At 38.7% G+C, this 12,484-nt stretch carries 9 protein-coding genes; 7 read left to right on the plus strand and 2 right to left on the minus strand.

Annotated features, from left to right (window positions below; translation table 11 throughout):
* Positions 1-7 precede the first annotated feature (7 nt).
* The 3 genes from ACFSTH_RS17365 to ACFSTH_RS17375 all read left to right on the plus strand — a co-directional run bounded on the left by ACFSTH_RS17365 (position 8) and on the right by ACFSTH_RS17375 (position 2,357).
* The gene (locus tag ACFSTH_RS17365; protein WP_377775218.1) at positions 8-742 is read left to right on the plus strand and encodes a class I SAM-dependent methyltransferase; all 735 of its coding nucleotides are present in this window, start codon (positions 8-10) and stop codon (positions 740-742) included.
* A gap of 19 nt (positions 743-761) precedes the next feature.
* Positions 762-1,247, plus strand: a complete 486-nt coding sequence (locus ACFSTH_RS17370; RefSeq protein WP_377775220.1) for a nucleoside deaminase — start codon at positions 762-764, stop codon at positions 1,245-1,247.
* Between the two features lie 63 nt (positions 1,248-1,310).
* A complete protein-coding gene (locus ACFSTH_RS17375) occupies positions 1,311-2,357 on the plus strand; it encodes a S66 family peptidase (RefSeq protein ID WP_377775222.1) in 1,047 nt (348 codons plus the stop codon).
* 91 nt (positions 2,358-2,448) lie between these two features.
* On the opposite strand, the gene ACFSTH_RS17380 is transcribed toward ACFSTH_RS17375, so the two are convergent.
* The gene (locus ACFSTH_RS17380) at positions 2,449-2,880 is read right to left on the minus strand and encodes a hypothetical protein (RefSeq protein WP_377775224.1); all 432 of its coding nucleotides are present in this window, start codon (positions 2,878-2,880) and stop codon (positions 2,449-2,451) included.
* A gap of 250 nt (positions 2,881-3,130) precedes the next feature.
* Here ACFSTH_RS17380 and ACFSTH_RS17385 point away from each other — a divergent pair, with 250 nt between their 5' ends.
* The 3 genes from ACFSTH_RS17385 (at position 3,131) to ACFSTH_RS17395 (ending at position 10,803) form a co-directional block, all read left to right on the plus strand.
* Positions 3,131-6,118: a chondroitinase family polysaccharide lyase gene (locus ACFSTH_RS17385; protein WP_377775226.1), complete on the plus strand. Its 2,988-nt coding sequence runs from the start codon at positions 3,131-3,133 to the stop codon at positions 6,116-6,118.
* 93 nt (positions 6,119-6,211) lie between these two features.
* Positions 6,212-8,470 carry an ATP-binding cassette domain-containing protein gene (locus ACFSTH_RS17390; RefSeq protein ID WP_377775228.1) on the plus strand — a complete coding sequence of 753 codons (2,259 nt, stop codon included), beginning with the start codon at positions 6,212-6,214 and terminating at the stop codon, positions 8,468-8,470.
* A 638-nt stretch (positions 8,471-9,108) separates the two neighbouring features.
* The gene (locus ACFSTH_RS17395) at positions 9,109-10,803 is read left to right on the plus strand and encodes a proline--tRNA ligase (RefSeq protein WP_377775230.1); all 1,695 of its coding nucleotides are present in this window, start codon (positions 9,109-9,111) and stop codon (positions 10,801-10,803) included.
* Positions 10,804-10,880: 77 nt separating this feature from the next.
* Here ACFSTH_RS17395 and ACFSTH_RS17400 read toward each other — a convergent pair whose 3' ends face one another.
* The gene (locus ACFSTH_RS17400; protein ID WP_377775232.1) at positions 10,881-11,243 is read right to left on the minus strand and encodes a winged helix-turn-helix transcriptional regulator; all 363 of its coding nucleotides are present in this window, start codon (positions 11,241-11,243) and stop codon (positions 10,881-10,883) included.
* A 122-nt stretch (positions 11,244-11,365) separates the two neighbouring features.
* Here ACFSTH_RS17400 and ACFSTH_RS17405 point away from each other — a divergent pair, with 122 nt between their 5' ends.
* Complete coding sequence (locus tag ACFSTH_RS17405) at positions 11,366-12,481, plus strand: S-(hydroxymethyl)glutathione dehydrogenase/class III alcohol dehydrogenase (protein WP_377775234.1); 1,116 nt, start codon at positions 11,366-11,368, stop codon at positions 12,479-12,481.
* Positions 12,482-12,484: the final 3 nt, after the last annotated feature.

The raw sequence follows: 12,484 nt of genomic DNA on the forward strand, positions 1-12,484 counted from the left end.
GATATAAATGGAGACTAATACATTCTACCACGATGCCTTAGTAGCTAAACTCCCTTTAATGGAGTTGCTACAGGTGAAGTCAGGTGAACATATACTCGATCTCGGGTGCGGTAATGGAAATTTGACAGCTCAAATTGCAGCTGCGGGAGCAACGGTACTAGGAATTGACTCGTCTGAACATATGATTGAGAAAGCAAAAGCACAATACCCTTCACTACCGTTTGTTACAGTAGATGCTACAACATTTCGTAGGGTACAATTATTTGATGCTATTTTTTCTAACGCAACTATTCATTGGATACAGGATGCCAAAGCGTTAGTAGAAATGATGCAAGCTGTATTGCAAGTCGGTGGAAGAGTTGTTGCGGAATTTGCTGCTGCCGGTAATGTATCGATTGTAATGGATGCGATCTACCAGGTGCTAAAGAACTATGGTTATCATACAACTAATCGCCATCCTTGGTACTGGCCAACGATTGGAGAATATAGTCAGTTACTGGAACAGCATCAGTTTCGGGTACTGTATACGCATCACTTTGATGGAGTTCAGCCTCTGCCAGCAGAAAAAACGATTCGTCATTGGATAGAGAGTTACGCAGCTTACTTTTTCCATGATTGTGCCGAAAGCGATATAGAGATGATGTATAATGAGATAGAAGCAATGACAGCCCCAGTTTTAATGCAGAATGATAGATGGCATATTAATATTAGCAGAATGCGTGTAGTAGCGATCAAAGAATAGATGGAAGGGGATTAATAATATGATTACAGATAAGGATATACAGCATTTACAACGTGCTGTTGCACTTGCGGAAATAGCTTTAGAAGCAGGAGATCATCCATTTGGATCAGTACTTGTGTCCGAATCAGGTGAAGTATTAATGGAAGATCATAATCGGGTATCTGATGGAGATCATACAAGGCATCCTGAATTTGAAATTGCTCGTTATGCGGCGAATCATTTAACGCCAGAAGAACGAAAAAAAGCGACTGTTTATACTTCAGGAGAACATTGCCCGATGTGTGCTGCGGCGCATGGTTGGGTAGGACTTGGCAGAATTGTCTATGCTAGTAGTTCCCAGCAATTAGTAGAGTGGTTAACCGAGCTAGGCGTAGCAAACAGTCCAGTTAAAAACTTACCTATTCAAGATGTCATTCATGATGCAATAGTCGAAGGACCAGTACCAGAATTAGCAGAACAAGTAAAGCAGTTACAGATTCGGTTTCATACGAAGAATAAAGCATAGTAGTAAGTAATTAGTGTATGGAGAAGTTGAGAAGGATTGCGACGAAGGGGAGGGGAGAATAGGATGAATATCAAGCCGAAATGTTTAACGAAGCAAGCAAGGATAGCTGTCGTATCACCATCTAATGGTTTACCTTATTTATTTCCGGAAATTTATGAGCTGGGATTAAATAATTTACGAGCGTTATTTGAGTTTAACGTAGTAGAAATGCCAACTGCTCGTATGTCATCAGAGCAATTATATCGCAATCCTCAAATGCGAGCAGAAGAACTTAATGAATGTTTTGCCAATCCTAACATAGATGGCATTATTACATCCATTGGTGGATATGAGTCCATTAGAATACTACCCTATTTAGACACAGAGCTTATATTACAGCATCCAAAGTTCATTATGGGCTTCTCTGATGCAACTACTTTTCTTTGTTACTTAAATACATTAGGTTTAGTGACATTCTATGGTCCTTCTGTCATGGCTGGTATTGCACAACTAAGAAATCTACCTAAAAAGTCACTAGAACAGATGAAAACTATTCTATTTTCAGATAAATATCCGTTCCCGCTTCAAGCAACTTCACAATGGACTAATGGTTATCGTGATTGGAGTGACCTTAACACTTTAGGAGAATGTTTACCATTTCAAGAAAATAAGCATTATCCGCACTGGCGATTTTTACAAGGCACAACTACAGTACAAGGAAAACTATGGGGTGGCTGCATAGAAGTATTGGAGTTTATGAAAGGAACAGATTACTGGCCTTCACCGGATTTTTGGCACGACAAAATATTACTTTTTGAAACATCAGAAGAAAAACCAAGTCCAGAGCAAGTAGGGTATATGCTTCGTAATTATGGCATGCAAGGTATTTTACATAAAGTACAAGCAATTCTGTTTGGCAGAGCAAAAGACTATAGTAGTGAAGAAAATATTGCGCTTGAAAAAATCATTTTATCTATAGTAGAAGTGGAGTTTGGATTGAATCAATTAGTTATTGCATTTGATGTTGACTTTGGTCATACTGATCCGAAATTAATTTTGCCATTAGGCACAATGGTCGAACTTGATTCTGCCGAGGGTACAATACTATTGCAAGAAAGCCCATTTCAATAGCTATAGAACTAATGTCCGGTGTGAAACGGGAAGAGCACTCCATCTACTTACATCCATGGATGTGAGTGATAGAGTGCTCTTTTTTAGTACTCTATAGTAAAGTTTGAAGTAGTCGTTTACTTTCATCTTCCATACCTAAGTTCCATAAAACTTCGCTGCACTGTTGAGCTAGTGGTAGGTTATCCATAATTTCTGAGAGAAACTGTAAGTTTCGAATAGCAGCCAGCTTTATTTCTGGTACAGCATGTTGTAATGCTTCTATACAACTTTCTGCATCTACTAGTAACTCCCCAGTTTGCTGAACTAGTCCTCCACTATGTTTCGAATGATCATTTAATGGTACCACGCCTATTTTATCAAGTGTCGATACATAACATAATTTCGCACGCTCGTTTGAAATTATTTCCATATATTTAGCTAAATTTTCAATGGGACGCAGATCAAATGTTTGTTCATGCAGTAGTACATAGTAGTTCCAAACACTTGATATAATTGCATTTTTATCTCTTATGATCTCTTTCATGATCAATCCCCCTGCTTATTCAATATGGTGTTAATTAAACCAAATATTACATTATATCAAGCTTACCACATAATGGATGTTAGCACTTAGTATAGTGAAATTAAAAAATTTGCAAGTGGAATAGTAGGCTTTTACTGAACGACTGCTTATTTTAGTGAACGTCCACAGCATTTCTGAAATCTAGCATATACTAAAAGCAATCTCCTAACATTTGATAGAATACAGATTTTTAGAAGGGGTTGTTAGTATCATGGAATCATTTGAAACGAATAGTTGGCAAGTGAACTGGAGTGCTACGAATAATGGAACATTGGAACAAACGAGTGATCGCTTTAAAGATGGTCAGCATTCCTTGGTTTGGAATTGGACGAGCAATGGAGCAAAAGTACAAATTTCTAGTCATCCTGAACTTGCTGCTGCAAATGTGAAAAATGGTGGGCTAAAGCTGTGGATATACAATGAACTAGAAGTGGATGATGTGGTTACTTTTCAATTTGGAACATATTCAGAAATTGCACAACAAAATCATCATTTTATATTTCAAGTACGATTAAAATTTACGGGCTGGCGTGCCATTTGGGTGAAATTGCGTGAAGAAGGATATAATTCAAACTATACGGGCACTCATTCCTCACCGCTTGAAGTAATGGAAATTGTAGCTCCTGCATCTGTCTCTAGTGGAAAACTTTATTTTGATAACGTAGAGTTTTTGACAACGATTGTGAAGAGACGTTCTGAGGATTATCAGTTGCCCAAACCAGGTATAGATGTAGGTGCTAGTAGTTGGGATAATGTGTATTATTATAGTCAACAACAACCTACTATTCCGTTAAAACCGGAAATAACACAAGCAGAGATAGATGGATTCGAAGCAATAGCTAACAAGTATGAACAATGGATTTATGGTGATAATATCGTTATTTCTAATATAGAAGGACCTCTATTGGCTAGATATAATGCTTTGCAGCAATACATTACTCAGGGATTACAAGCTTATTCAAGTTTGAACATTGTCCGTCATATCGATGGACGAATAACTGGAAAACCATTGTATGCCCAAAATGATCCGCAAACTCCTAAGTTTGGTGATCAACTTAGCCGAAATGTATTGCTTCCATTAGTCTATGATTACAAATGGAATGGAAATATATCGAGCAAACAAAAATATATAGATGCACTTGATTATATGCATGATCAAGGATGGGCAGATGGCAGTGCAATTGGAACGTTAGATCATGAATCTAATCGACATAGTGGCTATTTTCATAGTGTGTTTTTAATGAGGAATGAATTAATAGCAGTCGGTAAGTTAGATAGAGAATTATCTACTATTTTTTGGTACGGTTCTTTTGGTAGAACATTTGATCACTCCGTTTATATTGAAACAACAGCTGATGAAATTCGGACAAAGTTTATCTATTTACTGCTCTATGTTTTAGCCATGGAACATACCCCTAAAAAAGTACAATATATGGAAGGTTTAATGGAGTGGTATGAGCAAGGATTACAAGTTGTACCTGGGTATGCCGATTTATTCAAGCCAGATGGAACAATGTTTCATCATCGGGCTGTTTATTTGAATGCATATGGAGAACCAGCGCTGCAATCTGCTACTTTACTTGCCTATTTATTGCATGGAACGGTATGGCAACTTTCTCATAGAGTATATTCTACATTAAAGAATTCTTTACTAACATTAGAAAAGATAACAAACAGTTTTACAATGCCTATTGGGGCGACGGGTCGGTTTCCAGATAAAACGAATATAGCAGCTTACTTATTCAGTTATGTTTATTTAGCATCTGCTTCAACACCGATAGATTCAGATTTGGCAGCTAGATTTAAAAGGCAATGGCAACCAGACTCACCTGCATTACAAGCAGTATTTCGTCAAGCAGATGCTTATGGTGTGCAATATTTGGACACTTTAGGTGGATTACAAATGGCAATTGACTTAGCGCAACAAACAGGTGTTCCGAAGATAAATCCGCAAGGGGTATGGATGATGCCGTATGGCGCAATGGCTGTTAACCGTATCCATGACTACGTTGCAGCAACAAAAGGATTCGGACAATATACTTGGAATGCTGAAATGACTAATAAAGAAAATGTTTATGGATACTATCAAAATTTTGGGAATCTATTGCTTATCGGCAAGAGTGAAGGTGATAGTCTAAAAGATAGTGGTATTCATGTAGGGGCAGGCTGGGATTGGAGCAGGTGGCCAGGTACAACCATTAAAACAATGCCGTTGTCCGAATTGGTTAATAGGTTTAATTATTCAAGAATATTTACAGAGAGCACTTTTGTAGGTGGGGTAACAACAGCAGATCAGTATGGTTTTTTTTCCTTATTGTTACAAGATCCTGTTGATCCAACCTTTTCTGCTCACAAGTCCATGTTTTTTTTCGGTGATCTTATTGTCTGTGTTGGTTCAAATATAAATAATACCGATCAAGTAAAGCCGACGGAAACGATATTATTCCAATCTTATATGTCTCATAGTGCCAAGCCTTTTTGGCATAATAACTCAGCAGCTATTACCGCAAGTGCATATGATGATGTGCAAACAACTGCAACAATGAGCTGGTTGGTAGATCCTTATGGGCATGGTTATATTATTCCTAATGGTAAAGGAGTAACGATAAAACGAGGATTACAAACATCGCGTTCAAGTACGGACAAACAAGCTACTTCAGGTTATTACACAACTGCTTATATTCAGCACGATTATGCGCCACAGCAAGCATCATACGAGTATGCGATTAAAGTTGGAGCTGGTGCAAGTGTAACTGCATCTTATGCGATGGATAGATCATACACCATTTTACAAAACGATCAATATGCTCATATTGTAAAGCAACAAGATAATGACGTTGAAGTAATCGGATATGCTATTTTTGATCATTCTCTAGTTGTCGATAAAGGTATTTTATACAAAAGCAGCGATCCTTTACTTGTAATGGAGCAACGATTTGCGGATGGAACAGTACAACTGAGTATCGCAGATCCTGATTTAAGACTTGGAAAACATGAGAATAATAATATGCCGTTTTCCGTTCTGACTCAGTCAAGTATGATGAAAACTATTTCGCTTACTATAATAGGTGAATGGGATATCGTAACAGCTGATACATCCATTCGGTTAGTATTAATAGAAGATAACTATACAACAATCGAGATAGATGCCATAGATGGAAAATCTTATCAAGTAACTTTGCATTCATTAGAAGATTAACGTTCTTTGTTGACAACTACCTCATTTATAGCTATATTACTAAAGCACTAACTTTTATGGCATTTAATACGGAGCAATCGGAGGATAATAACCATGCACAACGATGAGCAAAAGTATATTCAGATTTCTGGTGCAAGAGAGAATAATTTGAAAAATGTATCGTTACGTATTCCGAAACAGAAAATAACAATCTTTACTGGAGTATCCGGTTCAGGAAAGTCTTCTATTGTATTTGATACGATTGCCGCTGAATCTGCCCGTTTACTTAATGAAAACTTTAGTATGTTTGTTCGTAATTTTCTGCCACGTTATCCGAAACCAGATACAGATGCGATTGAAAATTTAAGTATGGCTGTTATCGTCGATCAAAAAAGGCTGGGTGGTGGTTCACACTCTACCATGGGTACGATTACGGATATTTCGCCATTATTGCGATTGCTTTTTTCACGAATTGGAGAGCCTAATATTGGAAAAGCGCATCTTTTCTCATTTAATGATCCGCATGGTATGTGTCCCGATTGTTCTGGGCTAGGTAGACAGATGATAGTAGATATGGATAAAGCAATCGACATGTCAAAATCGCTTTTGGAAGGTGCAATGCAATTACCCGATTATACGGTAGATAGTTTTGATTGGACAATGCTTGTGCAGTCTGGACCATTTGATACGAATAAAAAATTGGCAGACTACGCTACAGATGAACTAGAACAATTATTATATGGAAAAGCTAAAAAAATGGCTGTACAGTTCGGTGGAAAATCAATGAACATAACAGTTGAAGGCTGCATAGAAAAATTTACTAACAAATATATTAAACGTGATTTAAAAACGATGTCTGAACGGACACAGCGTGCCGTCACTCCCTTTATTATAGAAGGGGGCTGTAATAGTTGTAACGGAGCTAGATTAAGTCAGCATACGTTACAAAGTAAAGTAAACGGCTATAACATTGCAGACATGTCGGCAATGGAAGTAGGTAAACTAATCACTATAATGGAGAGCCTAGATAGTGAAATAGCAAAACCGATCGTTACATCTCTAGTTGAACGACTGAAACACCTAGTAGAAATTGGTCTTGGTTATTTAACATTAGATCGTGAGACAGATACGTTATCTGGTGGAGAATCGCAACGGGTGAAAATGGTCAAACATTTGAGCGGTAGTTTAGTGGATGTCACTTATATATTCGACGAACCTAGTATTGGACTCCATCCTCGCGATGTTAATCGATTAAATAAATTGCTACAAAAACTTCGTGACAAAGGCAATACAGTAATTGTAGTAGAACACGATCCCGATGTTATCCAAATTGCCGATCATATCGTTGATGTCGGACCCCACGCTGGAACTAATGGTGGTACGATAATGTTTGAAGGAAGTTACGAACAACTGTTGCTATCCGATACATTAACAGCTAAGTTTATGAAACAATCGATGCAACTTAAAGAACAAGTGCGAGAACCAATCGGACAATTAGTTATTGCTAATGCAACGAAGCATAATTTACAGGATGTAACTGTGTCCATACCGACTGGCGTACTAACTGTAGTGACTGGTGTTGCTGGTTCTGGCAAAAGTACTTTAATTCATGACGTCTTTTTGCAACAACATCCCGAAGCAATAACTATAGACCAATCAGCAATTGGTGTGTCCACTCGTTCCAATCCAGCTACTTATACGGGAATAATGGACGATGTTCGCAAAACATTTGCGACAATGAATAAAGTTAGCCCGGGGCTGTTTAGCTTTAACTCAAAAGGAGCATGCGAGAACTGTCAAGGCTTAGGCGTTGTATATGCCGATGTCGCTTTCCTAGATCAGGTAAAGTTACCTTGTGAAATTTGTGAAGGAAAAAGATTTAAGGAAGAAGTGCTAACCTATACGTTGCATGGCAAATCAATCGCGGATGTACTTGAAATGACGGTTGAAGTTGCATTATCATTTTTTACACAGAAAGAAATTGTTCGTAAACTACAGTCGCTAAGTGATGTCGGCTTAAATTATATTAAGCTTGGTCAACCGCTCAGTACGTTGTCGGGTGGAGAATGTCAGCGGATTAAACTAGCAAGTGAACTTCATAAGCAAGGTAGTATTTATGTAATGGACGAGCCAACAACTGGACTACATATGTCTGATGTTGGTCTTATCATTCAAATTATGAATAGACTTGTAGATGCAGGAAACAGTGTTATCGTTATTGAGCATCATTTGGATGTAATAAGTCAAGCGGATTGGATTATAGATATGGGTCCAGATGGCGGAAGTAAAGGTGGACAAGTTGTTTTCGAAGGAACACCTGTGCAAATGGCCAAAGCAGAACATTCTATCACAGGTAAACATTTGGAAAAATAACGAGATTAAAATCTTTTTCAATCATACCTCATTTCAATAAAACTTCACTATGTAAAATTGATTCTCACGTAACGTGATTTGCCGGAATTTATAGATAGTAAAATCCGGATTAACTCATTACGCAAACAGGATTAATAGATGATTTTGCAAAGGCAAGTGAGCAAACTGTTGAACTTGCTGGAGTGAAAATTGACGGTGGGGAACAAATTAAGCAAATGTATTTATTGGAATGGAATAGTCGAGTTGCTACACAGGATGAAATGTGCTAATAAACGCTGTAGATGGTCAATCATTCCAGTTGGAACTACATTTGATATACAGGGAAAATAACTTGACTTTGAAGTGAACTATCGTCTATGATCATTATCAATAAATAATATAAACAGCTAAGATCAAGGAGCATGTAATTGCATTCGGCGGCGCAGAGAGGGACCATCCGAGCTGAAAGGTCTTCCCCGAACTTACATTCCCTGCCTTGTGAGCTGCAGCGGTGAATAGAGTAATCGTTGCCGGAGCCGATCGTTATTCGGATGGAGGATCGTCTTTTATAGGCGATTAAAACTAGGGTGGTATCACGACACATTCGTCCCTGACGAATGTGTCTTTTTTTTTATATTGAAAAAAGGGAGGAAACAAACGTGCGTCAATCTCAAATATTTGTAAATACATTAAGAGAAGCGCCGGCGGAAGCAGAAGTCGCAAGCCACCAATTGTTGCTACGAGCCGGTTTTATTCGTCAACTTGCTGCTGGTATTTATACGTATATGCCTCTCGGTCGGCGTGTTCTACGTAATATCGAGCGCATACTACGCGAAGAACTGGAACTAGCTGGGGCACAAGAAATGCTCATGCCAGCATTGCAGCCAGCAGAGATATGGAAAGAATCGGGGCGTTATAAAAGCATAGGCTCCGAGCTAATGCGACTTACGGATCGACATCAACGTGAGTTTGTACTAGGACCAACACATGAGGAAGTTATTACGATGTTGGTGAATAACGAAATTAGTTCCTATCGTAGATTACCTTTAATACTTTATCAAATCCAGACGAAGTTTCGTGATGAACGTCGTCCGCGTTCTGGTTTACTTCGTGGTCGTGAATTTCTTATGAAGGATGCCTATTCTTTTGACGCATCTTGGGATGGATTAGATCAGTCTTATCATGCTATGTATAATGCTTATCATCGGATTTTTGAGCGGTGCGGATTAACATTTAGAGCAGTAGAAGCTGATGGGGGAGCGATCGGTGGTGCAGGAGGTACACATGAATTTATGGCGCTAACCGACATTGGGGAAGATACAATCGCCGTTTGTTCTCACTGTGGGTATGCGGCAAACCTAGAAAAGGCAATTTCTAAGGAGAAACATTTTGAGAGTGACAGGGATAGAATCGCTATTATCGAAAAGATCCACACCCCAGAAGTGCGAACAATCGAGCAACTAACCCAGTACTTGTTAATCGAGCCTATGGAAATAATGAAGACGCTCATTTATTTAGCGGATGGTAATCCTGTAGCAGTCCTCGTACGTGGTGATCATGACGTGAATGAAATCAAGATAAGAAATGTTTTAGGTGTTGATTTATTGATGCTTGCAGATGCGGAGTCGACTGTAGTGGTAACAGGTACTACTCCTGGGTTTGTCGGTCCGATTGGACTTTCAATCCCCCTTTTTATTGATGAGGCTGTTATAAGGATGGAGAGCGGTGTTGTTGGTGCGAACGAAAGTGAGTATCATTTGAAAAACGTAGTTCCAGGGCGCGATTTCTCGATAGAGCATGTTGGCGATTTTCGAAACGTTAAGGAAGATGAATTATGTTCGCGATGCGAAGAAGGTAAGCTTCGCTTTATGAAAGGAATTGAGATAGGGCATGTCTTCAAGCTTGGGATGAAATATAGTGAAGCACTCGGAGCCCGATATCTAGATGAAAATGGAAAAGAACGTTCGTTCATTATGGGTTGTTATGGTATCGGTGTTTCGCGCATAGTATCAGCCATAGTGGAGCAGCATCATGACGAACGAGGGATTATTTGGCCAGAAGTCATCGCTCCGTACAAGGTGCATCTTATTGTCGTTTCCATCAAGGATGAGACGCAAAGGAAGGTAGCGGAAGATCTGTACAATGCTTTACGGAAAAGGGAGATCGACGTGTTGTTAGATGACAGAGACGAGCGTGTAGGTGTGAAATTTAAAGATTCTGACTTGATCGGTTTACCGATTCGTATCGTAATTGGTAAAGATGCTATTAATAGAAATGTTGAATATATGGAGCGTAGCGTAAATGAAAAGCAGGTTGTGTCGATTGACGAAGCTCTTCTTAGAGTGAATATATAAAGAACGGAAAAAGCAAGGGGAAATGGATTGTTTGCAGCCTCTGTATATCCTCTTGCCTATTTGAATCAACTTAAATTTTATTCAACTGATTTTTTATGAGCATCTTTTTCTAAAAATCCTCTAAAATTATCTCCCCAATCACAGATGGAATTTACAACTGGTTCTAGGAGTAAACCAATTTCACTTAGTTGATACTCTACTTTAGGAGGTACAACCGGGTATACAACTCTAGTAATGATTTGATCTTCTTCTAATTCCCGCAGTTGTCTGATTAACATCCGTTGATTGATATGAGCAAGGTATTTTTCTATTTCATTTAACCGTAATGGAGACTGTTGGAGTAAACACCATATAATTGCTATTTTCCAACGTCCACCTATAACGGATAAAGCCAAATCTTTACTAGTGAAAAACGCTTTATCTTTATAGTGAATGACCATATAATGACCTCTTTCTAATGACAAGTTGTTTATAGTGACAAAAAAGTCAGTATTGTCAAATGCATTATAATATGTGATCATTGAAATGTAAAGTTAGATAATAAAGGAAAGAAGGGATTCGATTGAAAAGTAGAGCTGCTGTTGCATTTAAGCCGGGAGAGCCACTTCAAATTGTAGAAATAGATGTAGAGGAACCAAAAGCAAAAGAGGTATTAGTAAAAATTTTATATACATCCGTCTGTCATACTGATGCATTCACCTTATCAGGTGATGATCCGGAAGGCGTATTTCCTGCTGTTCTAGGTCATGAAGGTGCTGGCGTCGTTGTTGCTGTCGGCGATGAAGTTACTTTAGTAAAACCCGGGGATCATGTTATTCCACTATATACGGCTGAATGTGGAGAATGTAAATTCTGTCGTTCTGGTAAAACAAATTTATGTAGTGCTGTCCGGGAAACGCAAGGTAAAGGTTTAATGCCTGATGGAACAACTCGTTTCTCTTATAAGGGAGAACCTGTTTATCATTACATGGGAACAAGTACATTCAGTGAATATACCGTCGTTCCTGAAATCTCTTTAGCAAAAATTGATAAAAAAGCGCCACTTGATAAAGTTGGTCTATTTGGATGCGGTGTGACTACAGGTATTGGCGCTGTACATAACACAGCAAAAGTGGAAGAAGGAGCTGTGACAGCCGTCTTTGGTTTAGGAGCTATTGGATTAGCCGCTATTCAAGGATTGGTTCAAGCCAAAGCAAGTCGAATTATTGCTATAGACGTAAATGAGAGCAAGTTTGAACTAGCTAAAAAAATGGGCGCAACTGATTTCCTAAATCCTACGACATTTGATAAACCAATCCAAGAAGTCATCGTTGAAATGACGGATGGAGGAGTAGACTATAGCTTCGAGTGTATTGGTAATGTTGAAGTTATGAGATCAGCGCTTGAATGTTGTCATAAAGGTTGGGGTGAAAGTACGATTATCGGTGTAGCGGGAGCAGGAAAAGAGATTCATACTCGTCCATTCCAATTAGTTACGGGCCGGGTATGGCGTGGTTCTGCCTTTGGCGGTGTGAAAGGAAGAACGGAGCTTCCAGGCATGGTGCTAGATTATATGAATGGTGAAATCGACATCGATTCGTTTATCACACACCAGTTAAACTTTTCAGATATCAATGAGGCATTTGATTTGCTTCATAAGGGTGAGTCTATCCGTACGATGTTAACATATGAGGAGTGAGAA

It is taken from the genome of Paenibacillus yanchengensis, assembly GCF_042684845.1.
Taxonomy (GTDB): Bacteria; Bacillota; Bacilli; order Paenibacillales; family Paenibacillaceae; genus Pristimantibacillus; species Pristimantibacillus yanchengensis.

Bases quoted from the DNA above. Each gene is read 5' to 3' on its own strand.
- ACFSTH_RS17365 (WP_377775218.1), top strand. From the start codon at position 8: ATGGAGACTAATACATTCTACCACGATGCCTTAGTAGCTAAACTCCCT.
- ACFSTH_RS17370 (WP_377775220.1), top strand. From the start codon at position 762: ATGATTACAGATAAGGATATACAGCATTTACAACGTGCTGTTGCACTT.
- ACFSTH_RS17375 (WP_377775222.1), top strand. From the start codon at position 1,311: ATGAATATCAAGCCGAAATGTTTAACGAAGCAAGCAAGGATAGCTGTC.
- ACFSTH_RS17380 (WP_377775224.1), bottom strand. From the start codon at position 2,880: ATGAAAGAGATCATAAGAGATAAAAATGCAATTATATCAAGTGTTTGG.
- ACFSTH_RS17385 (WP_377775226.1), top strand. From the start codon at position 3,131: ATGGAATCATTTGAAACGAATAGTTGGCAAGTGAACTGGAGTGCTACG.
- ACFSTH_RS17390 (WP_377775228.1), top strand. From the start codon at position 6,212: ATGCACAACGATGAGCAAAAGTATATTCAGATTTCTGGTGCAAGAGAG.
- ACFSTH_RS17400 (WP_377775232.1), bottom strand. From the start codon at position 11,243: ATGGTCATTCACTATAAAGATAAAGCGTTTTTCACTAGTAAAGATTTG.